This is a genomic window from Streptomyces sp. NPDC051109 (assembly GCF_044455885.1).
Lineage (GTDB): Bacteria > Actinomycetota > Actinomycetes > Streptomycetales > Streptomycetaceae > Streptomyces.
In genome coordinates, this window is sequence record NZ_JBITFF010000010.1 from 224343 (window position 1) to 250445 (window position 26103).

General features: G+C 73.3%; 21 protein-coding genes, 1 tRNA gene and 1 pseudogene. 8 read left to right on the top strand and 15 right to left on the bottom strand.

The window, feature by feature from the left end; genetic code table 11:
- Positions 1-2 precede the first annotated feature (2 nt).
- On the bottom strand, positions 3-1814 hold the full coding sequence (locus tag ACIBAD_RS20585; RefSeq protein ID WP_398907970.1) for an FAD-dependent oxidoreductase: 1812 nt from the start codon (positions 1812-1814) through the stop codon (positions 3-5).
- A 213-nt stretch (positions 1815-2027) separates the two neighbouring features.
- Between ACIBAD_RS20585 and ACIBAD_RS20590 the strand changes: the two genes are divergently transcribed.
- Complete coding sequence (locus tag ACIBAD_RS20590) at positions 2028-2333, top strand: 4a-hydroxytetrahydrobiopterin dehydratase (protein ID WP_053689636.1); 306 nt, start codon at positions 2028-2030, stop codon at positions 2331-2333.
- Between the two features lie 31 nt (positions 2334-2364).
- On the opposite strand, the gene ACIBAD_RS20595 is transcribed toward ACIBAD_RS20590, so the two are convergent.
- The 7 genes from ACIBAD_RS20595 to ACIBAD_RS20625 all read right to left on the bottom strand — a co-directional run bounded on the left by ACIBAD_RS20595 (position 2365) and on the right by ACIBAD_RS20625 (position 12486).
- On the bottom strand, positions 2365-2790 hold the full coding sequence (locus tag ACIBAD_RS20595; protein ID WP_134069907.1) for an RICIN domain-containing protein: 426 nt from the start codon (positions 2788-2790) through the stop codon (positions 2365-2367).
- Between the two features lie 7 nt (positions 2791-2797).
- Entirely contained in the window at positions 2798-3646 is an 849-nt protein-coding gene (locus ACIBAD_RS20600; RefSeq protein ID WP_134069904.1) for an aldo/keto reductase, read from the bottom strand.
- 131 nt (positions 3647-3777) lie between these two features.
- Entirely contained in the window at positions 3778-4554 is a 777-nt protein-coding gene (locus tag ACIBAD_RS20605) for an ATP-binding cassette domain-containing protein (RefSeq protein WP_134069902.1), read from the bottom strand.
- The gene (locus tag ACIBAD_RS20610; RefSeq protein ID WP_398907972.1) at positions 4551-7370 is read right to left on the bottom strand and encodes an ATP-binding cassette domain-containing protein; all 2820 of its coding nucleotides are present in this window, start codon (positions 7368-7370) and stop codon (positions 4551-4553) included. The genes ACIBAD_RS20605 and ACIBAD_RS20610 overlap by 4 nt, the downstream gene beginning before the upstream one ends.
- Before the next feature lie 10 nt (positions 7371-7380).
- Positions 7381-8643 (bottom strand): ABC transporter substrate-binding protein, encoded by a 1263-nt coding sequence (locus ACIBAD_RS20615; RefSeq protein ID WP_208328956.1) that lies wholly within the window; start codon positions 8641-8643, stop codon positions 7381-7383.
- 112 nt (positions 8644-8755) lie between these two features.
- On the bottom strand, positions 8756-10579 hold the full coding sequence (locus ACIBAD_RS20620) for an AMP-dependent synthetase/ligase (protein WP_398907973.1): 1824 nt from the start codon (positions 10577-10579) through the stop codon (positions 8756-8758).
- Between the two features lie 224 nt (positions 10580-10803).
- Positions 10804-12486, bottom strand: a complete 1683-nt coding sequence (locus ACIBAD_RS20625; protein WP_398907974.1) for a serine/threonine-protein kinase — start codon at positions 12484-12486, stop codon at positions 10804-10806.
- A 526-nt stretch (positions 12487-13012) separates the two neighbouring features.
- Between ACIBAD_RS20625 and ACIBAD_RS20630 the strand changes: the two genes are divergently transcribed.
- Positions 13013-14023 carry a hypothetical protein gene (locus tag ACIBAD_RS20630; RefSeq protein WP_134069893.1) on the top strand — a complete coding sequence of 337 codons (1011 nt, stop codon included), beginning with the start codon at positions 13013-13015 and terminating at the stop codon, positions 14021-14023.
- A 215-nt stretch (positions 14024-14238) separates the two neighbouring features.
- Here ACIBAD_RS20630 and ACIBAD_RS20635 read toward each other — a convergent pair.
- A tRNA-Leu gene (locus ACIBAD_RS20635) sits at positions 14239-14326 on the bottom strand.
- A gap of 144 nt (positions 14327-14470) precedes the next feature.
- Positions 14471-14932, bottom strand: a complete 462-nt coding sequence (locus tag ACIBAD_RS20640; protein WP_398907975.1) for a hypothetical protein — start codon at positions 14930-14932, stop codon at positions 14471-14473.
- Between the two features lie 152 nt (positions 14933-15084).
- On the opposite strand from ACIBAD_RS20640, the gene ACIBAD_RS20645 reads away from it, so the two are divergent.
- Complete coding sequence (locus ACIBAD_RS20645) at positions 15085-15474, top strand: low temperature requirement protein A (protein ID WP_398907976.1); 390 nt, start codon at positions 15085-15087, stop codon at positions 15472-15474.
- Entirely contained in the window at positions 15410-15904 is a 495-nt protein-coding gene (locus ACIBAD_RS20650; protein WP_398907977.1) for a hypothetical protein, read from the top strand. The genes ACIBAD_RS20645 and ACIBAD_RS20650 overlap by 65 nt, the downstream gene beginning before the upstream one ends.
- On the opposite strand, the gene ACIBAD_RS20655 is transcribed toward ACIBAD_RS20650, so the two are convergent.
- Positions 15888-16829, bottom strand: a complete 942-nt coding sequence (locus ACIBAD_RS20655) for a beta-ketoacyl-ACP synthase III (protein ID WP_134069885.1) — start codon at positions 16827-16829, stop codon at positions 15888-15890. The genes ACIBAD_RS20650 and ACIBAD_RS20655 overlap by 17 nt on opposite strands.
- A 217-nt stretch (positions 16830-17046) precedes the next feature.
- Between ACIBAD_RS20655 and fdhD the strand changes: the two genes are divergently transcribed.
- Entirely contained in the window at positions 17047-17883 is an 837-nt protein-coding gene (gene fdhD, locus ACIBAD_RS20660; protein WP_398907997.1) for a formate dehydrogenase accessory sulfurtransferase FdhD, read from the top strand.
- Positions 17884-17942: 59 nt separating this feature from the next.
- On the opposite strand, the gene ACIBAD_RS20665 is transcribed toward fdhD, so the two are convergent.
- A complete protein-coding gene (locus tag ACIBAD_RS20665; protein WP_208328955.1) occupies positions 17943-18389 on the bottom strand; it encodes a (2Fe-2S) ferredoxin domain-containing protein in 447 nt (148 codons plus the stop codon).
- A 9-nt stretch (positions 18390-18398) separates the two neighbouring features.
- On the bottom strand, positions 18399-19448 hold the full coding sequence (locus ACIBAD_RS20670) for a bile acid:sodium symporter family protein (RefSeq protein ID WP_134069883.1): 1050 nt from the start codon (positions 19446-19448) through the stop codon (positions 18399-18401).
- A gap of 137 nt (positions 19449-19585) precedes the next feature.
- Between ACIBAD_RS20670 and ACIBAD_RS20675 the strand changes: the two genes are divergently transcribed.
- Positions 19586-20437 carry a LysR substrate-binding domain-containing protein gene (locus ACIBAD_RS20675; RefSeq protein WP_134074295.1) on the top strand — a complete coding sequence of 284 codons (852 nt, stop codon included), beginning with the start codon at positions 19586-19588 and terminating at the stop codon, positions 20435-20437.
- Between the two features lie 410 nt (positions 20438-20847).
- On the opposite strand, the pseudogene ACIBAD_RS20680 reads toward ACIBAD_RS20675, so the two are convergent.
- Both ACIBAD_RS20680 and ACIBAD_RS20685 read right to left on the bottom strand, forming a co-directional pair.
- Positions 20848-21567, bottom strand: a pseudogene (locus tag ACIBAD_RS20680) (IclR family transcriptional regulator C-terminal domain-containing protein); the annotation flags it as partial.
- A 773-nt stretch (positions 21568-22340) separates the two neighbouring features.
- Positions 22341-22979: an RNA polymerase sigma factor gene (locus tag ACIBAD_RS20685; RefSeq protein WP_398907978.1), complete on the bottom strand. Its 639-nt coding sequence runs from the start codon at positions 22977-22979 to the stop codon at positions 22341-22343.
- Positions 22980-23521: 542 nt separating this feature from the next.
- On the opposite strand from ACIBAD_RS20685, the gene metG reads away from it, so the two are divergent.
- Both metG and ACIBAD_RS20695 read left to right on the top strand, forming a co-directional pair.
- On the top strand, positions 23522-25237 hold the full coding sequence (gene metG, locus ACIBAD_RS20690; protein ID WP_398907979.1) for a methionine--tRNA ligase: 1716 nt from the start codon (positions 23522-23524) through the stop codon (positions 25235-25237).
- A gap of 250 nt (positions 25238-25487) precedes the next feature.
- Positions 25488-26087 (top strand): hypothetical protein, encoded by a 600-nt coding sequence (locus ACIBAD_RS20695; protein WP_398907980.1) that lies wholly within the window; start codon positions 25488-25490, stop codon positions 26085-26087.
- Positions 26088-26103: the final 16 nt, after the last annotated feature.

Genomic DNA, 26103 nt, shown 5'->3' on the forward strand with positions numbered 1-26103 from the left:
GCTCAGCCCAGGTCGAAGACGTTGCGCAGGCCGAGCCGGTACCGCCACAGGTCCTGGCGCTTGAAGGACTCCACCTCAGGGGCCCGGTACATCGGCAGGACCGCGCACCGCGGCGCCGTCGAACCGTCCCGCTCCAGCAGGGCGTTGACGGCGGCCCGGGCCGAGGCGTTGGCGCCCTCCATCGTCGCGAGGTCGATGTCGACGGCCACGTAGTCCCCGCTGAGGAAGAAGTTGGGGATGCGGGTGTCCGCGCTCGGCCGGTTGTGGAAGGTGCCGGTGGGGTGGATCAGCAGCTGGTCCTGGTTGGTCGGGTTCGGGGTGCCCAGCCCGTCCACCCCCGGGTCCAGGAACCAGGAGTGCAGGGTGCGGTCCGTCAGCAGTGTCTTCCCGGTGTCGTTGAGGGAGGCCTTCAGCTGCGCCCACACCTCGCGCGCCACCTCGTCGCGGGTGCACTGCTTGGCCGTTTTCCCGTACAGGATGCCCGGCTTGTCCCAGTCCGAGATGTCCACCGACAGGCAGTCCACCGCCGTCCCGTCCCCGTAGTCGGCCGGGAAGTCGCGGGCCGGCCAGTGCTCGGCCTGCTGGATCGCCGTCAGCGACCAGGGCGAGTCGATGCAGTTGAGGTGTCCGTGGACGAGGGGTGCGCGCTCGGTGAGGTAGAACTGGATTCCGGTCATCCAGTCGGTCTCCAGCCGGTCGCAGCGGCCCAGCATCGGGTCCGCGGCCCGCAGTCCGGCGCTCCAGGTGCGCCGGGCGTGCTCGACCGGCAGCGCGCTGACGTAATGGTCGGCGGTGACGGTCTGCCGGGCCCCGGCCGGGTCCAGGACGGCGACCCCGCTCACCCGGCCGTTCCCGTACTGCACCTCCTGCACCGTCCAGCCGATTTCGAACTCCACTCCGAGGGTGCGCAGATGAGCTTCCCAGGGGTCGATCCAGGCCTCGTTCGTCGGCAGGTTGAGGATCCGGTCCGGCGGGCCGTCCGCACCGCGGCCGAGGGCGTTGAAGACGAAGGCCTCGCCCAGGGTGCCGACGGTGCGGGTGGAGGCCTCCTCGGCCTTGGTCGCGACGATGTTGCGGGTGATGCCGACGGCGAGGATGCGCTGGTACTCGTTCGACATCTGCGCGGCCCGCACGAACTCCCACCAGGGGGTGTTCTCCCAGACCTGCTCGCGGCGCTCGTCGCAGCTGGTGAGGAAGACCAGCACGCGGTCGACGAAGTACGCGGTCTCGTGCGGCGGCAGCCGGACCAGCGACTGGAGGATGCCGGTCAGGGCGCGGCGGATCTCGTCGGGCGTCAGCGCGGCGGCGGAGTGGCCGGGCCAGGGGATGGGGGCGCGCAGGTCTTCGCGGCCGGCGGCCCGGGCGAACATCATCTCGGGCGGGGCGACGAGGTTGTCCCACACGCCGTTGGCGTTGCCGGGGAACGGGATGCGCCGCATGGTGTCGGGCAGGTTGTGGTAGATGCCCGGGATGAAGCGGAAGCCGTGCTCGGCGGGCAGCGGCCGGCGGCCGCCGCGGGCGCTGCCGGGGACGTCCATGCTGCGGGCCTTGCCGCCGAGCGCGCGGCGCTCGTACACGGTGACGGCGTAGCCGCGCTCGGTGAGTTCGTGTGCGGCGGTGAGTCCGGCGACCCCGCCGCCGAGGACCGCGACCCGGCGGCCGGGGGTTCCCGGGGACCCGGTCAAGGCCTGCGCGGAGGTGGTCTGGGCCCGGGCGGGGGCGGCCAGGGCCCCGGTGGCTGCCAGCGCCCCCGCGGTGGCCGCCGCCCCCGCGCCCGCGATGAACGTACGTCTCGAACTGCCCGTGCGCGCCATGGGGAAGCCCTCCGTCCGGGACGTGTTCGTCCAGCTGTGCGTTACCGGTGGTAACAGTCACGTCCGGCGCAGGAGCATAGGGGTGGCGCCCCCGACCCGGAAGGCGCGGAAGTACCCGCACGCACTATGGCGCGAAACCTTCCCCCCGGCGCGCGCTGTGGGAACCTTGACTCCACGTCAGAAGTCGGGTCCGAACGGTGAGGGAGCATGCCGATGGCAGACGAGCCGCTTTCGCAGAAGGAGATCGAGGACCGGTTGCGGGAACTCCCCGGCTGGGCCTTCGAGGACGACCGGATCATCCGCACGTACCGGGTGGGCACCCACTTCGCGGCGAGCGCCCTCGTCGCCCACATCGCCTCGGTGCAGGACGAGTTGAACCACCACTCCGACCTCACCCTCGGCTACAACACGGTCCGGGTGTCCGTGAACACGCACAGCGCGGGCGACGCCGTCACCGGCGCCGACTTCGCACTCGCCGAACGCGTCGAGGCCCTCGCCCCCGCCCACGGCGCGAGCTGACACGTACGCGCGGGCGCGGCCCGCCACCTCCTCAGACGGGGTCCAGCCGCCACCACTGGGCGGGCGAGTCCGTGTCCTCGCACTGGCGGGCCCGGCCCTGCTCGTCCGCCTCCAGCGGCAGGCCGCTGATGCAGGCGATCAGGGACACCACCCCGGGATCGTCGAGGTGCTCCTCGACGATCCACTCCTGCGCCCCGAACGCGTTCGCCCGCCACACCTGGACCCGGGTGCCGCTCTCCGTCGACGCGTTCGCGACGTCCAGCCGCTTGTCGTTGTGCACGCTGACGATGTGCACGATCCCGCCGCCGCTGTGGACCGGCGAGATCCGCCACTGCCGGGCAGCCGGCGGCGCGGGCGGGCCGTCCGGCCCCACCCCCACCCTGCTGCTGCCCTCCAGCTGCAGCAGCAGGCCGCTGGCGACGTTCCGGATCCGGTAGACCCCGTCGGGCGGGCTCATCCGCGGCTCAGACGTCGAAGACGGCCGGGTCCGGCCCGATCCGCCCGGCCGAGGGACCCCGGCCCAGCGCGTCCAGCGCGGCGAGATCGTCGGCGTCCAGCTCGAAGCCGAACACGTCCAGGTTCTCCCGGATCCGGGACGGGGTCACCGACTTCGGGATCACGACGTTCCCGAGCTGCAGGTGCCAGCGCAGCACCACCTGGGCGGGGGAGCGCCCGTGCCGGGCGGCGGTCTCGACCACGGCCGGGAGCGCCAGCAGCTCCTTGCCCTGGCCGAGCGGGGACCAGGCCTCGGTGGCGATGCCGAGCTCCGAGTGCAGGGCGCGCAGCTCGGCCTGCGGGAAGAGCGGGTGCAGCTCGATCTGGTTCACGGCCGGGACCAGCGCGCTCTCGGCGCCGAGCCGCTCCAGGTCGGCGGGACGGAAGTTGGACACGCCGACGGAGCGGGAGCGGCCGCTCTCCGCGATCTCCTCGAACGTCTTCCAGATGGTGAGGAAGTCGTCGCGCATCGGGCGCGGCCAGTGGATCAGGTACAGGTCGAGGTGGTCGAGGCCCAGCTTGGCGAGGGAGTCGTCGAGCGCGCGCAGCACGTCGTCGCGCCGCCAGGTCCGGGAGCGGTCGTTCCACAGCTTGGTGGTGACGAACAGCTCCTCGCGCGGCACTCCGGAGGCGGCGATCGCCCGGCCGGTGCCCGACTCGTTGCGGTAGGCGGCCGCCGTGTCGATGCTCCGGTACCCCGCCTCCAGCGCGGCCCCGACCGCCTGCGCGGCCTCGGAGTCCGGGACCTGGAAGACGCCGTACCCGAGCTGGGGCATGAGCGTGCCGTTGTTGAGCCGGATGGCGGGGACGTCGTTCACGTCTGGCTGTTCCCTCGGTTCGACGGGCTGGGGCGTGCGGGTGTCCGCGCGTGGGGGCGTACGAGGGCGACAACCGGCCGCCCCGGCGAGGGTATTCCGGCCGACGCGGCGCACACCGACCGGACACACCGTCACGACGCCCCCAGATAGGCCTCCCGGACCAGCGGATCGGCCCGGACCCCGGCGGGCGAGCCCTCGGCGAGGACGGTGCCGAGGTCCAGGACCACCACCCGGGTACAGAGCTCCATGACGAACGCCACGTCGTGCTCCACCAGCAGCACCGCGCAGCCCTCCTCCTCGGCCAGCCGGCGGACGACCCCCGCGAGCTGCTCCCGCTCGGGCGCCGACAGCCCGGACGCCGGCTCGTCCAGCAGCAGCACGCGCGGCGGATCGGCCACCGCGCGGGCCAGCTCCACCATGCGGGCCTGACCGACCGGCAGCCCGCCCGCGTACGCCGCCCCCAGCGCGCCGATCCCGCAGGACGCCAGCACCCGCTCGCCGCGCTCGCGCCGTTCCCGCTCCCGACGGCGCCGCGCCGGCGCTCCGAGGAGGTCGGCGGCGAGCCCGCCCCCGCCGCCGCGCCACTCCTGCGCGACCAGCAGGTTCTCGGCCACGCTGAGCTGCCCGAACAACTGCTGCCGCTGGAACGTCCGGCGCATCCCGTGCCGGGCCCGCCAGACCGGGGAGCGGCGGGTGATGTCCGCCCCGTCGAGCAGCATCCGCCCCCGGTCGGGGCGCCGGATCCCGGACAGGACGTCGAACAGGGTGGTCTTGCCGGCCCCGTTTGGACCGATCAGCCCGCACACCTCCCCGGCCCGGACCCCGAGGTCCACCCCGGCCAGCGCCTTCACGCCGCCGAACCGGACGCTGATGCCGGTGCCCTCCAGTACGTACGGCGCCGCCGTCATGTGGCCCTCCCCAGGTAGGCCGCGGTGAGCCGGTCGGCCTCCACCTCGGCGCGCGGCCCGCACCAGGTGACCCGGCCCCGGGAGAGGTAGGCGACGGTGTCGGCGACCCCGAGGATCCCGGCGGCCTTCTCCTCGACCAGCAGCAGCGCGGTCCCGGCGTCCCGGAGCTCGGTGAGCAGCGCGTACACCTCCTCCACCACCCTCGGGGCCAGCCCCATCGACGGCTCGTCGGCGATCAGCACCTCGGGCGGCCGCTGCAGCAGCGGAGCGAGGGCCAGCATCTGCTGCTCGCCGCCGGACAGGGCCCCGGCGGCCACCCCGCGCCGCTCGGCGAGCCGGGGGAAGCGCTCGTAGACGCAGGCCCGCGCGTCCGCCTCGCGCAGGTACAGCGCGAGGTTCTCCTCGACGGTCAGCGCCGGGAAGATCCCGCGCCCCTCGGGGGCCAGCAGCACCCCGCGACGGGCCCGCCGCACGGGCCCGTCGCGGGTCGCGTCGCGCCCCCGTACGAGGACCGCTCCGCCCTCGGCGGGCAGCAGGCCGGCGGCCACCCGGCAGGCGGTGCTCTTCCCGGCCCCGTTCGGCCCGAGCACGACGAGGATCTCCCCCTTGCGGACGGCGAGATCGACCCCGTGCAGTACGAGCCCGCCGTCGTACCCGGCGGTGACGCCGCGCAACTCCAGGGCGGAGCCCGGCCCGCCCGGCGTCCGGGGCCCGGGGGTACGGGCGCGGAGCTCCCGCACGGGTTCCGGGCGCGGCCCGGTTTCGGGAAGGGGCGGGGCGGGGGAGAGCCCCGCAGACCCGGACCCGGACCCGGACCCGGACCCGGACCCGGACCCCGCCCCCGGTCCCGCCCCCGCCCCCGGCCCGGCAGGCCCCGTACTCCCGCCGGAGGCCCCGGCCCGCCGTCTCGCCCACCGCACCGGGAGCGCGGCGCAATACCCGTCCGGATCGTTGGCCAAGGCCAACCCCGCCAGCCCGAACAGGATCACCGGCAGGTGCGCGGACTCCGTCACGTAGTCCGCCAGGACCCGCGGGGCCACCACGAAGACCACCCCCGCCACCACCGCGTACTGCGGCCGCCGGACCCCCGCCGCCACCACCACCGCCAGCCACACCAGCCCCGTCATGGCCGTGAAATCCGTCGCCGTGATCCGGGTGTTGTACGAAGCGACCAGCACGCCCCCGAACCCCGCCAGCCCCGCCGACACCGTGAACAGCAGCAGCTTCGTCCGCAGGACGGAAACCCCCGAGGCCGTCGCCGCCGCCGGCGCCGACCGCACGGCCAGCATCGCCCGCCCCGAGGGCGAGTTCCGCAGCGTGCTCAGCCCGGCCCCGCACACCGCGACCACCACCAGCAGCGCCACCCCCAGCGCCCGGTCGTCGCCGAGGTCCACCGGCCCGAACACCGGCCGCGGGACGGGCCACCCCGAGTCCCCGTTCCGCAGCCACCGCATCTGGAACAGCACCTGGTCCGCGAGGAACGCCAGCGCCAGCGTCGCCAGGGCCAGCGTCCGCCCGCCCAGCCGCAGCGCCGGCAGCGCGACCAGCGCCCCGAGCGCCGCCGCCACGCACGTGCCCACCGCCAGGGCCGCCACGAACGGCCAGCCCCGGCTCATCAGGAGCCCCGCCACCAGCGCGGCCCCGGTCACGAACGTGCCCTGCGCGAGCGAGACCATCGCCCCGAGCCCGGTCACCACGGTGAAGGACATGAACACCAGCCCGAGGGCCAGCCCTTGTGCGAGCAGCCCGCTCCAGAACGGCGTGGTGACGGTGTAGAAGGCCACGCCCAACGCCCCGGCGGCCACCGCCCACGCCCCCCACCGGCGCCCCCACGAGGCACCCGCCAGATGGTCCGCGGGTGCCGCGTCCGGGCCGCCCGCGTCCCCCGCCGCGGTCCCCGCCGTCCGCCCCCGCCTGGCCAGCACCAGCAGGCCCCCGAACAGGATCAGGAACGGGACCGCCGTACGGAACCCGGTGATCCCCTCGGCGAACGAGGCGTACCCGGCCACCAGGTTCTGCAGCACCCCCAGCCCCAGCCCGCCCGCGAACGCGAGCGGCACGGACGCGAACCGCCCGATCACCGCCGCCGTGGCCGAGACGAACAGGAACAGGGTGAAGTCGTGCGCCGACAGGCCCAGCAGCGGCGTCGCCAGCACCCCGGCCAGCCCCGCCAGCGCGGACGAGATCATCCAGGCCACCGAAGACAGCCGGTCGGCGCTGATCCCGCGCAGCTCGGTCAGCGAGCGGTTGTCGACGGCCGCCCGCAGCTGCAGCCCCAGCCGCGTGTGCCGCATCAGCACCCACAGGCCCACCGCCACCACCGCCGTCACCACCCACGTGATCAGCTGGTCGGAGTCGACGCCCACCCCGTCGAGCAGCTGCCAGCTCCGGGCAGGGCTCGGCCCCACCCCCGGCAGCCCGAACTGGTTCTCCGCCGGCTTCACCGGCGCGCCCGCGTCCCCCAGCAGCTCAACGGCCCACAGCCCGGCCGCCGGCAGGGCCACCAGCAGTCCGATCGTGGCCACGATCTGCGCCGTCTCGCCGACCCGCGCGAGCCGCCGGAACATCAGCCGGTCCAGTCCCCATCCGAGCCCGGGGGCCAGTACGCACACGACCAGCAGGGCCGCCCAGGGCGCAGGCCGGCCCAGCCCGGAGTGGATCTCGTAGAAGGCCAGCGCGCACAAGTAGGCGGTGGCCCCGTGCGCGAAGTTGAACAGTCCGGACGCCGAGTACGACAGCACCAGCCCGGTGGCCAGCAGCGCGTACAGGGCGCCGGAGACCAGGCCGCTCAGCACGAAGACGAGCAGATCTCCCATACCGGCGGCCCTACTTGAAGGGGATCGGCGGGCGGCACGAGAAGGGTACGGAGACCTCGTACGCCCCGCCGCGCAGCTGGACGAGCGCCCCGCAGCCGAAGCTGTCCTTCTGCCCCTTGGGCTCCGAGCGGTCGCCGACGAGCGTGCCGGTGTCGGAGAAGCCCTGCGCGGCGGCCTGGAAGGACTCGACGGTCAGCTCCTTGCCCGCCTTCTGCGCGATGGAGACGAACAGGTCGGCCGACATGTACCCGGTCAACATGTGCATGCTCAAGGGGACTTCCCGCCCGCCCGAGGCCGCCTTGACGTCGGCCTTGAACTGCGCCATCTGCGGGTCCGCCGACTCGAACGGCTGGAACTGCAGCAGGACGTGCACCCCGTCGAGGGCCTGCTTGGTCGCGTCCTTGGCGAGCAGCCCGGGGTCGTAGTCGGTCGGGTCGGAGAGCAGTCCCTGGTAGCCGCTGCGCTTGAGTGCGGTGAACAGGCCGATGTTGTTCGGGGTCTGCATGACCGAGACGACGGCGTCGGGGGCCCTGCCGCCGTTGCTCTCCAGGATCTCCTTCACGTACGCCGACCAGTCGCTGGGCACCGCCGTGGCGGGTACGGAGGCCTTGGCGTAGGCGACTTCGAACCCGGCAGCGGCGAAGCCCTGCTGGAAGGTGCGGATGCCGAACTTCCCGGCGTCGCTGTCGTTCGCGATGACCGCGACGGACTTGCCCTGCGCGCCGCCGAGGAGCTGACCGATGCCCTCGGGCCACGTCTGGTTGAGGGTGCCGCCGGGCGAGGGGACCAGGCAGCCGTTGAACCCGTAGATGTACTTGGGCCCGCAGAAGGAGGGCAGGGTGCCCCAGCCGAAGGTGGGGACCTTCTCCTGTTCCAGGAAGTCGGCGCCGGAGAAGGTGACCGAGCTCATCGGGGCGACCGCGAAGACCTTGTCCTGCTGGACGAGTTTGCGGGCGGCGGCCATGTTCTTGCCGGGGTCCTGCCCGTCGTCCTCCGCGCCCAGGTAGTCGATCTTGCGGCCGTTGATCCCGCCCTCGGCGTTGGCCCTCAGGTAGCGGGCCTTCGCGCCGAGGTCGGTGTCCTTCTTGCTGTATCCGCTGGCGGAGGTCATGGAGACGATCCCGCCGACCTTGATCGAGCCGGCGCTCACGCCGCGGGAGTTGCCGGCCGCCCCGGGCTTGCCGGGGGAGGAGCCGCTGGAGGCGGAGTTGCAGGCGGAGACGAGCGCGAGCGCCGCCGCCGCGGCGGCCAGGGTGCGGATCGGTCGCAGCACGGGTGGGACCCCCTCCGGTCGGAATCCCCGCATTCTGTGCGTGACCTGACGACTCGTCAATATCGCTGACGAGAAGAAATGACGGATCGTCAGTTGACGGGGGGAGGGTGCGTCAAGGCTGGTAGAGGGCCGCCACCTCCTGCGCGTACGCCTTCTCGATCGCCCGCCGCTTCAGCTTCAACGAGGGCGTCAGCAGGCCCCGTTCCTCCGTGAACTGCTCCGCCAGCACCCGGAACGTGCGGATCGCCTCGGCCTGCGAGACCAGCGTGTTCGCGGCCACCACCGCCCGCCGCACCTCCGCCGTCAGATCCGGGTCGTGGACCAGCTGCGCCGCCGGCAGCTGCGGGCGCCCGCGCATCGAAAGCCAGTGCGCGATCCCCTCCATGTCCAGCGTGAGCAGGGCCGCCACGTACGGCCGGTCGTTGCCGACCAGGACGCACTGCGCGACCAGCGGATGCGAACGCACCCGCTCCTCCAGGGCGGTCGGGGAGACGCTCTTGCCGTTGGACGTCACCAGGATCTCCTTCTTGCGCCCGGTGATCGTGAGGTAACCGTCCTCGTCGAGGCGCCCCAGGTCCCCGGTCGCCAGCCAGCCGTCCCGCAGCACCGCCTCCGTGGAGCGCGGGTCGTTCAGGTACCCGGCGAACACGTGGCTCCCGTGCAGCCACACCTCCCCGTCCTCGGCGATGTGCACCGTACTGCCCGGGATCGGCCGGCCCACCGTGCCGTACTTCGTCGCGCCCGGCGGGTTCGCGGTGGCCGCCGCGCAGGACTCGGTCAGGCCGTAGCCCTCGAAGACCGTGATCCCGGCCCCGTCGAAGAACAGCCCGAGGCGGCGCGACATCGCGGACCCGCCCGACATGGCGTGCCGTACCCGGCCGCCCATCGCCTCGCGCACCTTCCCGTACACCAGCTTTTCGAAGAGCTGGTGTTCCATGCGCAGCCCCGCCGAGGGGCCCGGCCCGGTCCCGAACGCCTTCTGCTCGCGCGCCTCCGCGTACCGTACGGCCGTCTCGACCGCCCGGTCGAAGGGGCCCGTACGCCCTTCCGCCTCCGCCTTGCGGCGGGCCGCCGCGAAGACCTTCTCGAAGACGTACGGGACCCCCAGCACGAACGTCGGCCGGAACGCGGCGAGGTCCGGCAGCAACTCGGCCGCCGCCAGTACCGGCTGGTGCCCCAGCTTCACCCGCGCCCGGACGGCCGCCACCTCCACCATCCGCCCGAAGACGTGGGCGAGCGGCAGGAACAGCAGGGTGGAGGGCTGCTCCCCGGGCCCCGCCTGGAAGACGGACTCCCAGCGCGCCACCATCGTGTCGGCCTCGTACATGAAGTTGCTGTGCGTGAGCACGCAGCCCTTGGGGCGCCCGGTGGTCCCCGAGGTGTAGATGACGGTGGCGACGGCGTCGGGGGTGACCGCGGCGCGATGCCGGTGCACCAGGTCCTCAGCGACCCCGCGGCCGTCCGCGACGAGCGCGTCGACCGCACCGGCGTCGAGCTGCCACAGCCGCCGCAGGTGCGGCAGCTGCTCGATGACGGACCCGACGGTCATGGCCTGGTCCTCGTCCTCGACGACGCAGGCGGTGCAGTCGGAATCCTGGAGGATCCAGTGCACCTGCTCGACGGACGAGGTCGGGTAGACGGGTACGGGCTGGGCGCCGATCGCCCACAGGGCGAAGTCGAACAGGGTCCACTCGTACCTGGTCCGGGACATGACGGCGACCCGCTCCCCGAACCGGACCCCCTGGGCCAGCAGTCCCTTCGCCAGCGCGAGCACCTCGGCGGCGAGCTCCCCCGAGCTCACGTCCTGCCAGACCCCGTCGACCTTGCGCCCGAGCACCACCCGGCCGGGATCCTCCTGGGCATGGCGGAACACGGCGTCGGCGAGCCCGCCGACGGGCGCCGCAACAACGACTGGTGGGACGGTGATCTCGCGCATGCCCCGCTCCTCTCCGCGCAGCGCGGCGACGCTACCCCACACCTCACCAGGGTTGATCACCGAGCGAAGACCTCCACAAGACCTCCCCAGGGAGGTGTGCAGGCCCGGGAATAGGGAAACTCCCCGCAACGCCACCCCGGAAACACCGAACGCCGCCCCGATCCCGTGCCGTACGGGACGCGGGGCCCCGCGCCCGGGGGCGCGGGGCGGTTCGGGGTCTCTCCCTAACCTCCCGGAACGAAGGAGTCCAGTGCCGCGTCGAAGTGGCTGCGCGCCTCCGGGAGGCGCCCGACGGGCGCGGACACCCAGACGTCGTACATGCGCCCGTTCTCCTCCCAGCAGACGTCGAAGGTGTGCCGGGCGCCTTCGGCAGCGGTGAAGCCGTTCCAGGTGAACTCCCAGAGGGCGGCGGGCAGTCCGTTGTGCGTGGTGGGTACGACCGTGCCGTCGCGGTAGCCCGGGTTGGTGGTCGGGCCGCTCGCGTGCGAGAGCCGCATGACGGTGACCGGCCCCTCGGAGGCCGCGGGGCTCGTCTTGACGCCGATCCGGAAGGCCCCGTCCGGGGACACGTAGAAGACCCGCTGGTCGTCGGTGCTGCGCTGGAAGCCGTTCGGTACGGCGAGGCTGAAGCCCTCGGCGTCGGACACCGTCCGGTACCCGGCGGGCGCGGGCCTGGGCACGGGAGCTGACGCCGTACGGGCCGGCTTCGCGTCGGCGGCGGCTGAAGCGGGGGCGGGGGCGGGGGAGGACGAGGCCCGGCCGGAGGCGGACGCGGTGGCGGGTGCCGCCCCCCGGGCGCCGTCCGCCGACCGCTCGCCGAACTGCGAGGTGAGGGCCACGGCCCCGGCGACCGCGACGGCGAACAGCGCGGCGATCAGCCCCGCCCGGAGAGCGGGCCGGGTCCGCCGCGACGCCGGTGCGGACGGCTGTACGACGTGCTCGGTAGGCGAGTAGCCGACCACGGCGTCCGGTCCGTCCGGTCCGTCCGCGCCGGACGCGGCCCCGGTCGCCGAGGCGGCCTCCGCACCCGGGCCGGGCGCCCGGTCGGCCGCGGCGGGGACCGCTCCGGTGCGCAGGTAGGCCGACAGCAGCCGCTCGGCCTCCGCCGCCTCCATCCGCCGCTGCGGAAGGCGCTCCAGCAGACCGCGGATGACCGGGGCCAGCGGCCCGGCCTGCGCCGGCGGCCGGATCTCGGCGGACACGACGGCATGCAGGACCCCGCCGAGCGAATCGCGGTGGAACGGCGACTTCCCGGTCAGGGCCGTGCAGAGCAGGACCCCGAGCGACCACAGGTCGGATTCGGGTCCCGCGGCCGCTCCCTGCATCCGCTCGGGCGAGGTGTACTCGGGCGAACCGACGAACGCGCCGGTCTCGCTGATGGTGGTGGACCCGGCGAGCCGGGCGATGCCGAAGTCGGTGAGCACGACCCGCCCGGTGCCCGCCTCCAGGAGCACGTTGGCCGGCTTGACGTCCCGGTGGAGCACCCCGCGGGCGTGCGCCGCGCGCAGGGCTCCGAGCAGGTCGAGACCCATCCTCGCGGTCTCGACGGGACCCAGCGGCCCGTCGCCGGCGAGCCGGTCGGCCAGCGAGCCGCCCTCGACGAGTTCCATGACGATGTGGGGCCGTCCGTCGTGCTCCACCACGTCGTGCACCACCACCACGTGCGAATGCCTGACCTGCGCGACGGTCCGGGCCTCCCGCAGGGCGCCCTTGCTCTCCGTGCCTCCGTCGACATGGAGCTCCTTGACGGCGACGAGCCGCCCGAGGAGCTCGTCGGAGGCCTGCCAGACGGTACCCATGCCGCCGCGGCCCAACCGCCTCTCCAGGCGGTACCGTCCGGCGATCACGATGCTGCTGTCCGGCCCGTCGTGCGACACGTTGTTTCCCCTCCGACCCCGTGCGCCCATGATGCCGCACCACCGGATCGGTCCCGCCGTACAAGCCCCGCGAACGAGACGCCCTCCGGCGTCACCGACGCCAGAACCTCGGACCCTCCGGCTGCCCGCCCCGACCCTGCAGCCACCCCGGCACCGGCAGCAGCGGCCGGACCCGGGCCCACTCGCCTTCCGACATGTCCGTCCGGGCACCGGCCACGATCACCCGAATGAGACTCCCGTTCGATCGACAGGCTCCTCGGTCGGCGCGACAACGGCTTCTTACCTGGCCGGGCACCGCACCGTGATCCTCCGGCCGGACTGACGCTCACGATCCGGCCTCCCCCGGGTGAGGGAGGCGGATGATCCATGGGGTGGACGTGATCGGCGCGGGTGACGGGGAGTCTTGGAGCGTCGGCAATCGGGCTATACGGAGGTCATGGTGGCTCTTCCCGCGAACTCGGAGGTAGGCGGCGTTCCTAGGACACCGACCGCAAGCCAGGGGCGGATTTGGCGGCGGTGGCCCGTGTGGGCGCCCGTGGCCGCCGCATTGTGGGGTGTGTTGTACGCCGCTGTCGAGGTCACGTGGGCGTCAGCGGGCACCACCGTGCCATGGAAGGAGCACGCCTCGTACGCGCCGGCAGTCCAGCTTCTCCTGGCGGCCCTCGCCCTCCTGGCCGGCGGGGCCTGCCTGGCCAGTACCCGGACACTTGCCAGGCCCGGCCGGGCTGCGGTGGCGACGGCGTTGATCGTGACGCTCCCGGTGTTCGTCGTGGGAACGAATGGACTGCCGATCTACTTCGTGACGCTGGTGACGCTCTCGGGGATCGAGAGCGCCACCGGTCTGGCCCAGGTGCTGCTGAACACGGCCGGCGCCGTACTTCTGCTCCTCGTCGGCCTCTCGTACCGCCGACGGCTGCGCGGCGACTGTCCGCGATGCGGGCGGCCGCACGCCGGCCCCAGCGACGGCCCGTTCGTCCACCCGACCGTCTCCCTCGCCCCGAAGCGGACCCGCAGGGTGGTCTACCTGCTCATGTGCGGAGTCCTACCGTGGGCAGGAGTCAAGACCATTTGGACGCTGGGCGGCGACGCACTCGGCGTCTCGGCCGGCGCCTGGCAGCGGACAACGAGCCTCGGCGCGTCGGGACCGTCGAAGGCGGCCGCTTCAGTGGGGATCGACGTGACGGTACTGGCCGCGATGGTCGGGGGCTTCCTACTGCTGGGGCTGCTGCACGCGTGGGGGCAGGTGTTCCCCCACTGGACACTGATCCTGTCCGGACGACGGGTCCCGCGTCTGCTGCCATTGACCCCGGCCTGGCTGACTGGCATCCCCCTGGCAATGTACGGAGCCGTCCTCATCGTCATGGCCCCGCTCATGGCCGTCGGCGTGCTGCCTGAGATCAAGCCGTCCGCGCCGTTCACCACCAGTTCGGGGGTCACCTGGATGGTCGAGTTCGGCGGCCTGGCATTCGCAGGCCTGGGCATCGGCCTCGTCGTGGCCGCTCGCTCCTATGCCGCCCGCACCCACCCCGTCTGTGCCGTCGCCACGGCGACGAACCGGTCCGATTAGCCGGGTACCCACCGCGATCACCCGGACGAGACCCCCGTGCGATCGACAAGCTCCTTGATCGGTACGACAACGACTTCTAAGGGGAGGGGAACGGCCGACCTCGGTCGGCCGTCAGGCGAACCTGTCATCACTGGTCTGACCTGGGGATTCGCTGGGCCGCTGGTCGTGCCGCAGCCCGGAAACGCAAAGGAACCCCACCGGAGTGGGGTTCCTGCTGGTGTCCGAGGGGGGACTTGAACCCCCACGCCCGATAAAGGGCACTAGCACCTCAAGCTAGCGCGTCTGCCATTCCGCCACCCGGACTAGGTGGTCGGCCCCGGTTTCCCGCGGCGACAAGGACAACAATAGCAAAGGATCGGCGTGCCTCCGACCAGGTATTCGGGCCGGGCCGCTCGCTGACCTGCACGCATGTCCCCGGCGGGTCGGCGAGACCCCGCGTCTCGCCGGTCAGCGGGCCGGTTCGGCGCGCTCGGCCCGCAGCCAGTCGTCGTTGTGCTGCCACGCGTAGAGGGTGGTGCCGTCCATGTACGCGTAGTAGAGCCCGCAGCGCGCAGTGGCCTTCGACCGGGCGTCCCGCGGGAACCAGTCCTCCTTCAGCGGGACCTCCTGCGCCTTCGGCCGCGGCTCGGCCGTGCACCCCGCCGGGAGCCGGTCGTCCGGCAGGGTCGCCTTCAGGAGGCGGTCGCCCCCCGTCGTCCGCATCGCGTACCGCACCGACTCCGCCTCGTCCGCCAGCCAGCGCGGGACCGAGGCCCGGGCCGACTTCGCCTCGGCTCCCGTCGCGTACGCGTTCGTCTCCTGGTGGCGGTCCCCGTACCAGTCCGCCGCGGCCGGGAGGGCGACGACGACCGCGAGCCCCACGGCCGAGACGACTGCGGCGGTGGTCAGGATGACGGACCTGCGGATCATGGGGCTTTCGCTTCCCTCGGCGGCTGGCTGACGGCGTTCCCCCCATCCTCCGCCCGCGCCGGGGAGCGGCGCGTCCTTCCACCGGGCGGGATCCGCGTACTCCTCAGGTCGGACGACCCCGACGGACACCCGGATGCTGGTATGAGTCGCGCATGGAAGCCCAGCACCGTGTCAGCACGTTGGAGCTCTTCTTCGACCTGGTCTTCGTCTTCACCATCACCCAGTTGACGGTGCTGCTCGCGGACGACGTCAGCTTCCGCGGCGCCGGCCAGGTACTGGTGATCTTCACCGTGCTGTTCTGGATGTACGGGGGCTACGCGCACCTGACCAACCAGGTGCCGCCCGGCCGGACCGTGCGCCGGCTGCTGCTGATCCCGGCCATGGGGGCGTTCCTGGTGTGCGCCCTGGCGGTGCCCACGGCCTTCGGCGCGGGCGGGGCGGCCTTCGGGCCGGCTCGCGCTGCTGATCCGGTTCGTCGTGCCGCAGCTGGTGCAGCGGGCCGCGGCGAGCGGGGAGCCGGCGCCGGCCGGGTCCGCCGATGACGTCACCACCGTCGGCGAGCAGCTCGGCGGGATGAGCGCCGAGCACCTCGTGGAGCGGCGCGGACTGCTGCTGATCATCGTCTTCGGCGAGTCCGTGATCGCGATCGGCATCGGGGCCGGCCCGCTGCCGCGGACCATCGGGCACCTGGGCGAGCAGGTGGCCACCGGCCCGGCGCTCGTCCTCGCCGGCGGGGTCGCCGTCTACCTGGCCGGGGACCTGGCCTTCCGGTCTGTGCTCGGGATCGGCCCGGCCCGCTTCCGGGCGGCGGCGACGGTCCTCGTACTGGCCACGGTCCCGCTCGGCGCGACCACCGCCGGGCTCTGGCAGCTGCTCGCGCTGGTCGTCGTGCTCCTGTGCGCACTGGGGGCCGAGACCCGCTGGGCCCCGACCGCCGCGGTCCGCCCGACACCCCCTAGGGGCAGCGGATGACCTGGCCCGCGTACGAGAGGTTGCCGCCGAAGCCGAAGAGGAGGACCGGGGCGCCGGTCGGGATCTCGCCGCGCTGGACCAGCTTCGAGAGCGCCATCGGGATGCTCGCGGCCGAGGTGTTGCCGGAGTCCACGACATCGCGGGCGACGACCGCGTTCACGGCGCCGATCTTCGCGGCGAGCGGCTCGATGATCCGCAGGTTCGCCTGGTGCAGGACGACGGCGGCCAGCTCCTCGGGGGTGATCCCCGCCTTCTCGCACACCTTGCGCGCGAGCGCCGGGAGCTGGCTGGTGGTCCAGCGGTAGACGGACTGCCCCTCCTGGGCGAAGACCGGCGGGGAGCCCTCGATGCGGACCGCGTGGCCCATCTCCGGGACCGAACCCCACAGGACCGGGCCGATGCCGGGATCATCGCAGGCCTCGACCACGGCCGCGCCGGCGCCGTCGCCGGTCAGCACGCACGTGGTCCGGTCGGTCCAGTCGGTGATCTCGGTCATCTTGTCGGCGCCGATGACCAGGGCGCGGGTGGCCGAGCCGGCCCGGATCGCGTGGTCGGCGGTGGCCAGCGCGTGGGTGAATCCCGAGCAGACGACGTTGAGGTCCATGACGGCCGGGCTGCCGCCCATGCCCAGCTTGGCCGCGACGCGGGCGGCCATGTTGGGCGAGCGGTCGATCGCGGTGGAGGTGGCCACCAGGACGAGGTCGATGTCGTCGGGGGTCAGTCCGGCGCCGGCGAGGGCCTTGCCCGCGGCGTGGAAGGCCAGCTCGTCCACCGGTTCGTCGGGGCCCGCCATGTGCCGGGTCTTGATGCCGACCCGGGAGCGGATCCACTCGTCGTTGGTGTCGACCATCGCCGCGAGGTCCTCGTTGGTGATCACTTTCGCGGGCTGGTAGTGCCCTAGCGCCACCACGCGTGAACCGGTCATAGGCGGGGTCCCCCTTATAAGGAAGTCAGGATCACCCAGCTTGACCTGCTACTGGTGGGTACAGGTGCACGTGACCCAACAGGATTACCGCCCCTTAATTTGGAGATTCCGGAGGATCTTCCTGCCGGGAGCGGTCTGCGACGGCGATCCGCGAGAATGGGCTCGTCAGCTGCACGACGGAGTGCGCGACGAGGAGAGAACGGGCGGGCTGATCACCATGGGACGGGTCACCGAGCGCCGTCGTGTCATCCGGGTACGCAACGGGGCCGCCGGGGTCCGCCCCGACACGCTGGTCGCCGAGGAGCCGCTGGAGATACGGCTGAACGGCAAGCCGCTGGCCATCACGATGCGCACCCCCGGCGACGATTTCGCGCTGGCCGTGGGCTTCCTGGTGAGCGAGGGCGTACTCGGCTCCGCATCGGACGTACGGGCCGTGACCTACTGCGAGGGCGCCACGGAGGACGGCTCCAACACGTACAACGTGGTCAACGTGCAGCTGGCGCCCGGGGTGGCGCTGCCCGACATCACGCTCGAACGGAACGTCTACACCACCTCCTCCTGCGGCCTGTGCGGAAAGGCCAGCCTGGACGCGGTGCGCACGGCGACCCGCTTCCCGCTCCGGCGGAGCGCGGCCGACGACACCGTACGGATTCCCGCGCAGCTCCTCGGCGAGCTGCCGGACCGGCTGCGCGCGGCGCAGAAGGTGTTCGACCGCACCGGGGGGCTGCATGCGGCCGGGCTGTTCTCGCCGGAGGGCCGGCTGCTGGACGTGCGGGAGGACGTCGGCCGGCACAACGCCGTGGACAAGATCATCGGCCGGGCGTTCCAGGCCGGACGCCTCCCGCTGGACGGCGCGGTCCTGCTGGTGTCGGGCCGGGCCTCGTTCGAGCTCGCACAGAAGGCGGTGATGGCGGGCATACCGGTCCTGGCCGCCGTTTCGGCCCCGTCCTCGCTGGCCGTGGACCTGGCCCTGGAGTCGGGCCTGACGCTGGTCGGCTTCCTGCGCGGGCCGAACATGAACATCTACGCGGGCGAGGAGCGGATCACGCTGTAGCGGTCCGCCGGTCCGCCGGTCTGCCGGTCTGCCGGTCTGCCGGTCCGCCGGTCCCGCGGTCAGCGGCCCCGGCGGGCGGCGCGGCCGCGACCCTTGGCGGCCGGTTTCGCCTTGGCCTCGGGCTTCGGCGGGTCGATGCGGTGGAGGTCCAGGGTCGCCGGGATCGGCGTGACGCCCGGACCACCCGATTCCGCCCACGCGATGACCTCGTCGGTCGCGGTGTCGTCCAGCGCCCAGCCGAACCAGGCCGCGCGGGCGCCCCGGCGGCGCGCCTCGGTGGTGGGCTGGACCACGATCACATTGGCCTGGGCGCACGGCCCGAGGCAGTCGCTCGTACGGACGGCCAGCCGGCCCCCCGACGCCGCGGCGGCCTCGCGCAGCCGGGCCAACTGGCCGGCGTGGTCCGAGCCGGGGTTCTTGCGGGGGTCCCCGCAGCAGCAGCCGCGGCAGACCACCAGGGTGCAGGGGCGTTCGGCGTGGGCGGCGAGCGGGCGTATCCAGGTCACCGCCGCACGCTACCGGGCCTGCGGCGCGGGGTGTTGGGCCTTGGAGGAGACCTCCACCACATGTCCTGCGGGCAGTTCGGCCGCAGCGGGCTCGGCGTCCCGGGCGCGGCGGCGCGCCAGCACCGCACACACCATCAGCTGCATCTGGTGGAACAGCATCAGCGGCAGCACCGCGAGGCTCGCCTGGGCCCCGAACAGCACGCTGGCCATGGGCAGGCCGGCCGCGAGGCTCTTCTTCGACCCCGCGAACTGGATCGCGATCCGGTCCGCCCGGTCGAACCCGAGCCGCTTCGCCCCGTACCAGCTCACCAGCAGCATGACGGCGAGCAGTACGGCCTCCACGGCCATCAGCGCGCCCAGGCGTGCGGCACTGACCCGGTGCCAGACCCCGGCGGCCACGCCCGCGCCGAAAGCGCAGTACACGACGAGCAGGATCGAGCCGCGGTCGACGTGGGCGAGGACCTTTTTCCTCCGGACCAGGAAACCGCCGACCCAGGGGCGCAGGGCCTGGCCCAGCAGGAAGGGCAGCAGGAGCTGAAGGACGATCTTGAGGAGGGAGTCGGGGGAGAACCCGCCCCCGCTGCCGCCGAGCAGGCCGGCGGCGAGGAGCGGGGTCAGGACGATGCCGGCCAGGCTGGAGAAGGAGCCCGCGCAGATCGCGGCGGGCACGTTGCCGCGGGCGATCGAGGTGAAGGCGATCGAGGACTGGATCGTCGAGGGGACCAGGCAGAGGAAGAGCAGACCGCTGTAGAGCGGGGGCGTCAGGACGGTGGGGACCAGGCCCCGCGCGGCCAGGCCGAGCACCGGGAAGAGTACGAACGTACAGGCCAGCACGGTGAGGTGGAGCCGCCAGTGGCGCAGGCCGTCGAGGGCCTCGCGGGTGGAGAGCCGGGCGCCGTAGAGGAAGAAGAGCAGGGCCACGGCCCCCGTGGCGGCGCCCGCGGCGACCGAGGCGGCGGGGCCGCGGGCGGGCAGCAGGACGGCGAGGCCGACCGTGCCGAGGAGGGCCAGGATCCACGGGTCCAGGGGCAGCCGGGAGGGTATGTGCGGGCGGCGCATGTACGGGGCTCTCCGGTCGGTGGCTCGTGGGGGCCCCTTCATCGTGGGGGGTGGGGCGGTGATCGGGAAACCTGCACTCCACACTGACTGTCATCGCGCTTCGTGATGACGGTGGCAGCATGGGCGTCATGGGAGCCATGTACGACCCGGTCCAGCTGCGCACCTTCCTCACGGTGGCCCAGACGCTCAGCTTCACGCAGGCCGCTGGCCGGCTGAGGGTCCGGCAGTCCACGGTCAGCCAGCACGTACGGCGGCTGGAGGAGGCGACGGGGCGTCCGCTCTTCCTGCGGGACACGCACAGCGTGGAGCTCACGGAGGACGGCGAGGCGCTGCTCGGCTTCGCCCGCACCATTCTGGAGGCGCACGAGCGGGCGGCGGCCTATTTCACCGGGACGCGGCTGCGGGGGAGGCTGCGGTTCGGGGCGTCGGAGGACTTCGTGCTGACCCGGCTGCCGGAGATCCTGGAGGGCTTCAGGCACGAGCACCCCGAGGTGGACCTGGAGCTGTCGGTCGAGCTGTCCGGGACCCTGCACGAACGGCTCGACGAGGGGCGGCTCGATCTCGTCCTGGCGAAGCGGCGCGGTCCGGGGGACGAACGGGGCCGGCTGGTGTGGCGTGACCGGATGGTGTGGATCGGGGCGGAGGGGCTGCGAGTGGACCCGGACCGGCCCGTCCCGCTGATCGTCTTCCCGCCGCCGGGGATCACCCGGGCCCGGGCGCTGGAGGTGCTGGAGCGGGACGGGCGGGGCTGGCGGATCGCCTGCACGAGCGGCAGCCTGAGCGGGCTGGTCGCGGCGGCCCGGGCCGGGCTGGGGGTGATGGCCCACACCCGCGGTCTCGTCCCGCCGGGGCTGGTGCGGGTTTCGGGGCTGCCGGACCTCGGATCGGTGGAGTTCGCGCTGCTGAGGGGCGGGCGGAGCTCGCCGGCCGCGGAGGCACTGGCCTCCGCGATCCTCTCGGGCGCGGACCGCCTGACCCGCCCCGCCTGACCCGTCCCGCCTGACCGGCGGGCCTGACCCGCCCGGCCTGACCGGCGGGCCTCAGCGGCCCGGCTTGACCCGCACGGCCCCGGTCAGGTGCTCAGGACCACCAGCCCCTCGGCCGTGCGCAGAGCGCCCCGGGTGAGCGGGGCGAAAGTGATCGGTAGGGACAGGCGGAGCGGGTCGGAATCCGGCAGGGGGTCGAAGAAGTACGCCGCCTCCGATGCGGTGTCGCTCACCAGGTGGGGGTCGGCGGGCGAAGCCGTGGAGCGGGTCAGCGGGGTGCGGAACAGCATGCGCAGGTGGCGAAGGGTTTCCGGGGTGATCCCGGACGGGCTCGGCGCGGGTGCGGTGGTCGCGGCGTCGGGCGCGTCGGGGTCGTCCGGGGCGGCCGGGGAGTCCGGCGGGATGGCCCCCGACAGCAGCAGCGCCAGGAGTACGGGGACGGCCTTGCGGCGCAGGGCCTCCGTCGCCTCGTGCAGCCGGTGGGCGTGCGTCGCGGGCAGCGACAGCGCGAGGCTCCCGGCGGAGCCCCCGGTCGCGATCGGGACCGCCGAGCACACCACGCCGGGGGAGTACTCGCGCAGGTCGAACACCGGGGCCCCCGGAGCCAACGCGTCGAGGGCGGTGAACAGGACCCGGCTGTCGGTGATCGTCTGCGGGGTGAGCCGGGCCGGCCGGTACCGGGCGACGTGGTCGCGGCGCCGGTCGGCGTCGAGCTGGGTCAGCAGGCACTTGCCGACCGCGCTGGCGTGCGCGGCGGCCTTGAAGTCCACCCACTCCTGCACCGGCGGAGCCCCCGGACCGTCCGCCATCTGAGTGATCCTGACCTCCCCCTCGGCGTACCGGCTCAGGTACACCGCCGCGCCCGCGCTGTCCCGGGCCAGGGCCAGCGTGCGCTGGAGCTGGCCCGCGAGCCCCCCGGATCCGGCCGCGGCGAGCCGGTCGAGGGCGGGCCCGCGCGCGAAGACGCCGGCGCCCGGCCGGTACGCGTACTCCTCCTCGCACAGCATGGCCAGCAGCGGCCGCAGCTCCGCCTCGGCCAGGCCGGACTCCCGCCGCAGCTGGGCGGCCCGTACCCCCAGCGGATGCCTTTCGAGGACCCGTACGACGGCCAGCGCACGCCGAGCCTGCGCCATGGCCTCGCCCGTACCCGGGGCGGAACGGACCGGCCCGGACACCGGCGCCACGTGCCGGCGCGGCGCGGGCCGCTCCGGCTCCGCCGCCGGGGGAGTCGGCCGGAACGCGGCCAGCACCGAAGGCAGTCCGGGCCTGGGCAGCGGCACCGGGCCCAGATCGGGATCGTCGAGCTGGTCGACGTACCGCAACACGGTGGCCTGCGCGCACAGCCGGACCTCGCGCAGATCCCGCCGGCCGTTCGGCCGGTAGCCGCGCCGGCCCAGTTCGCGCGCCCAGAACCGGGCGTCGTGGTGCTCGCCGCGCCGGGAGTGGTCGAGGAAGAGGCAGTACGCGGCGGACGCGGTCCGCGCCCGCCCGGAGCCGGCGGCGAACTGCCACCAGAAGCGGGCGCCCTCGCGCAGTCCGGCCAGGTGCAGCAGGCAGCCGAAGACCGCGGCCCCGGCCAGATCGGTGTGCCCGCTCTCGGTGAAGGCCGTGAGCTGGGCCTCCGCCTTCGGGCCGCACACGGCGGCCAGGCAGACGGCCTTGAGGTCGCGCCGGGCCCGTTCGGAGTCGAGCGGGCAGTCCCGCGCGGGATCGCTCCACCCGTACGCGGCCCTGCGGCGCGGGGGCGCCGCCGCGGCCCGCCCCCGGGAGGCGCGCAGCAGCCGGGCCTCGGCCGCGCCCAGATCGTAGTGCGGGTAGCGGTCGCGGACGCCGGCCCGGGTCAGGAACTCGGCCAGGGAGCGGCGGCCGGCCTCGCCGCCGCGCTCCTCCCTGCCTTCGCGGCGCCTCATGACTCGGGTGATTCGGCTGGGCGGGCGCACCCCGCAGGGCCGGCCGGTTCGGCGGAGGCGTCGAGCATGCGCGCGAGCCGGCGGTGGGCCTGGCCGAGCTGCGAGCGGACGGTGGCCTCGTCGACGCCCATCACGGACGCGGCCTCCCCGGGGGTGCACTGGAGCCCGTAGCGCAGCAGCACGGCGTCGCGCTGGCGCTCGGCGAGCCGGGAGACGGCGGAGTAGAAGCGGATGGTGTCGGCGAGCACCTCGCACTGCTCGTCGGCCCGGGCCTCCTTGAGGGCGGCCTCGAAGGCGCTGATGTCCATCGGTTCGGGAGCGGTCGGTTCGGGCGGCCAGGCGCCGCGTCCTCCACGCCGCTGCTGCCGGTCGACCAGCCGTTGCTTGAGGATGGTCCAGGCGTAGGCGTCGAGCCGGTCCATGTGGAGCATGCGTAACCACTCGTTCATGATCGAGTCGAAGGTCGCGTCCACCGCGTCCTCGGCAGCCGCGTCGGAACCCAGCTGCAGGTACGCGAAACGCATGTACGAGGGCCGCCGGTTGGCGTGGAAGGCCCAGTACGACAGGCGTGCCGTCGGGTCCCACTGGCTCATGGGCGTCGGCCGCCGCCGTCGGCTGGGCAGTGGCAGTCCCACGGCCCCACCGGACTCCTCTGGTCCGCCATCGCTCACCGTTCCACCTCACCTCGTCCCCTGTGCGCGGACAGCCTGGCAGTGCGGGCGCACCCGGGGAGCGCAGAAGAGAGACGTCGAGAGATTACGTTCGGTGGTGATCAGCCGATGACCGACTTCGACCACGCGCGCGCCCAGTCCGTGCGTACGCATATGCCGGGCCGCGCCGGGCCGGCCGTGCGACGGCGCACGCCCGGCGAAGGGGCGGTCACGCCCCGGGTGACCGCCCGGGTGACCGCCCGGGTGACCTGCCGGGACGGCGGCCGCGGCGGACCCCGCCGCCCGAACCGCGGACACCGGTCCTCGGTGATCCGGTCCGGCTGTAGCATGGGCCCATTGCGAGGGCCGTGACGCAGAGGTCACCACCCTCGCTTTTGCGTTACACCCCACCAGCGTCCACCCCACGAAAATGCGGCACGTGGCCTTTCGGCGGTTCGATACGATGAACCGCATCACAATCCGTCACGTCACGTTGTCACCGCATATATGAAATGGAGCATCCGAGGATGGCTCGACACCTGATCACCAGCGCGCTTCCCTACATCAACGGGATCAAGCACCTGGGCAACATGGTCGGGTCGATGCTTCCGGCGGATGTGTACTCCCGGTACCTCCGCCAGCGCGGCCACGACGTCCTCTACATCTGTGCCACCGACGAGCACGGCACCCCCGCCGAGCTCGCCGCGAAGGAGGCCGGCCTCTCGGTCGCCGAGTTCTGCGCGCAGGCCCACGACGCCCAGAAGGCGATCTACGACGGCTTCGAGCTGTCGTTCGACCACTTCGGCCGCAGCTCCTCGGCGCAGAACCGGGAGATCACCCAGCACTTCGCGCGGCAGCTCCAGGCGAACGGGTTCATCGAGGAGCGTGCCATCCGGCAGGTGTACTCGCCGGTCGACGGCCGCTTCCTGCCGGACCGCTACGTCGAGGGCACCTGTCCGCACTGCGGCTACGACAAGGCCCGCGGCGACCAGTGCGAGAACTGCACCCGCGTGCTGGACCCCACGGACCTCATCGAGCCCCGCTCGGCGATCTCCGGCTCCACCGAGCTGGAGGTCCGCGAGACCAAGCACCTCTTCCTCCTGCAGTCCAAGCTGCAGCACGAGGTCGAGGCCTGGGTCGCGGAGCACGAGGAGGAGTGGCCGCAGCTGGCTTCCTCCATCGCCCGCAAGTGGCTGAACGAGGGCCTGCACGACCGCGCCATCACCCGCGACCTGGACTGGGGCGTGCCGGTACCGGCCGACACCTGGCCCGAACTGGCCGCCGACGGCAAGGTCTTCTACGTCTGGTTCGACGCGCCGATCGAGTACATCGCCTCCACCAAGGAGTGGGCGGACGCCGACCCGGCGAACCGCGACCACAAGGCGTGGTGGTACGAGGCCGAGGACGTGCGCTACACGCAGTTCATGGCCAAGGACAACGTCCCGTTCCACACGGTGATGTTCCCGGCCACCCAGATCGGAACCCGCGAGCCGTGGAAGAAGGTCGACTACGTCAAGGCCTTCAACTGGCTGACGTACTACGGCGGCAAGTTCTCCACCTCGCAGAAGCGCGGCGTCTTCACCGACCAGGCGCTGGAGACCCTCCCGGCCGACTTCTGGCGCTACTTCCTCATCGCCAACGCCCCCGAGTCCGACGACTCGTCCTTCACGTGGGAGCACTTCACCGCCACGGTCAACAAGGACCTCGGCGGCACCCTCGGCAACTTCGTCAACCGCGTGCTGACCTTCTCCCGCAAGAAGTTCGGCGACGAGGTCCCGGCGGGCAGCCCGGCCGGTGAGGTCGAGGCCAAGCTGGGCGAGCAGATCGCCGAGCTGCTGGCCGAGTACGAGGGCCACATGGACTCGCTCCAGTACCGCAAGGCCGCGGCGGCGCTGCGGGCCCTGTGGTCCGCCGGCAACGCGTACCTCGACGAGAAGGCCCCCTGGCTGGAGGTCAAGACCGACCTGGACGGCGCGGCGCTCACGCTGCGCACCGCGATGAACCTGATCCACCTCTACTCGGTGGTCTCGGAGCCGTTCATCCCGGCCTCGGCGCGCACCATGCGCTCCTCGTTCGCGCTGGCCGACGACACGGCGACGTGGATCTCCCCCGAGCAGGCCAAGTCGCTGGACGCGGTCCCGGCGGGTACGCCGTTCACCGTGCCGCCCGTGCTCTTCGCGCGGATCGCCGAGGAGGACCTGGAGTCCTACCGCGAGCGCTTCGGCGGCACCGAAACCGCCTGACCCTCCCTGCCCGGGCCAAGGGGCGCGACCTTCCGAGGCCGCGCCCCTTCGGCGTCTCCAGGCACCGGGTTCCGGCGCCGGGTCCCGGCACAGGGTTCCGCGTGCCGCCGAGCGCTGCCGGGGCGTGGTCTCGGCGCTCCCGATGGCCTGAAGTCGTCCCTCCGCCGAAGATCTTGACGCGTCTGCGGCGTATCGAACCGCCGTTGTGATCGTTTCTTCTGCCGAAACCCTCACAACGGGAGGACGCGCGGTGACGGCTTGGCAGTACCTCGCCGGGGCAGGCATGGTGGCGGCGCTGTGCCCGCTGTACGGCCATGTGGCGGTCGCGGACGACGGCGCCGGACCCGCCCCCCTCCGCGGCCACGGAGCCCGGCTCGACGTCTGCGTGCCGAGCGGGCGGCCGCGGCCGCCCACCGCCGTACCTCCCGCGGCGACGCCCCCGGCCGCCGTGCCGCCCGCGGTCCGGCCTCCGGTACGGGTGCTCGTGCCCGGCGCCGGGCGCCCGACCGTGCACCACCCGGGGCGTGGCCCCTCGCCGGCTGCCGCGGCCCCCGGGGCGGAGCCGCCCGGGCCGACGCCGGAGGCCGGGGCCGGGGAGCCGCAGCCCGCGCCACCCGTGCCGGATCCCGAGGCCGTTGCCGAGCCGGCGCCCGCCGAAGCGCCCGCCCCGCCCCGGGCCGCAGCCGCGGCGGCGCCCGCCGGCGCCTTCCACGTGCGCCCGTACCACTCGACCGCCCTGGAGCGGCGCGGCCCGGGCGGCATGTCCACCGTGATGCTCATGGTCGTCGTCACCACCCCGGCCGTGCTGGCCGCCGCCGCGCTGCGGCCGCGCTCCAAGAGCCGTCGCTGAGTCCGGTCCCGCACCG

What these genes read in the sequence shown, in the direction of transcription:
- ACIBAD_RS20590 (WP_053689636.1), top strand. Translation starts at nt 2,028, where the DNA reads ATGGCAGACGAGCCGCTTTCGCAGAAGGAGATCGAGGACCGGTTGCGG.
- ACIBAD_RS20585 (WP_398907970.1), bottom strand. Translation starts at nt 1,814, where the DNA reads ATGGCGCGCACGGGCAGTTCGAGACGTACGTTCATCGCGGGCGCGGGG.
- ACIBAD_RS20675 (WP_134074295.1), top strand. Translation starts at nt 19,586, where the DNA reads ATGTACGACCCGGTCCAGCTGCGCACCTTCCTCACGGTGGCCCAGACG.
- ACIBAD_RS20620 (WP_398907973.1), bottom strand. Translation starts at nt 10,579, where the DNA reads ATGCGCGAGATCACCGTCCCACCAGTCGTTGTTGCGGCGCCCGTCGGC.
- fdhD (WP_398907997.1), top strand. Translation starts at nt 17,047, where the DNA reads ATGGGACGGGTCACCGAGCGCCGTCGTGTCATCCGGGTACGCAACGGG.
- ACIBAD_RS20670 (WP_134069883.1), bottom strand. Translation starts at nt 19,448, where the DNA reads ATGCGCCGCCCGCACATACCCTCCCGGCTGCCCCTGGACCCGTGGATC.
- ACIBAD_RS20595 (WP_134069907.1), bottom strand. Translation starts at nt 2,790, where the DNA reads ATGAGCCCGCCCGACGGGGTCTACCGGATCCGGAACGTCGCCAGCGGC.
- ACIBAD_RS20610 (WP_398907972.1), bottom strand. Translation starts at nt 7,370, where the DNA reads ATGGGAGATCTGCTCGTCTTCGTGCTGAGCGGCCTGGTCTCCGGCGCC.
- ACIBAD_RS20645 (WP_398907976.1), top strand. Translation starts at nt 15,085, where the DNA reads ATGGAAGCCCAGCACCGTGTCAGCACGTTGGAGCTCTTCTTCGACCTG.
- metG (WP_398907979.1), top strand. Translation starts at nt 23,522, where the DNA reads ATGGCTCGACACCTGATCACCAGCGCGCTTCCCTACATCAACGGGATC.
- ACIBAD_RS20640 (WP_398907975.1), bottom strand. Translation starts at nt 14,932, where the DNA reads ATGATCCGCAGGTCCGTCATCCTGACCACCGCCGCAGTCGTCTCGGCC.
- ACIBAD_RS20655 (WP_134069885.1), bottom strand. Translation starts at nt 16,829, where the DNA reads ATGACCGGTTCACGCGTGGTGGCGCTAGGGCACTACCAGCCCGCGAAA.
- ACIBAD_RS20605 (WP_134069902.1), bottom strand. Translation starts at nt 4,554, where the DNA reads ATGACGGCGGCGCCGTACGTACTGGAGGGCACCGGCATCAGCGTCCGG.
- ACIBAD_RS20625 (WP_398907974.1), bottom strand. Translation starts at nt 12,486, where the DNA reads ATGGGCGCACGGGGTCGGAGGGGAAACAACGTGTCGCACGACGGGCCG.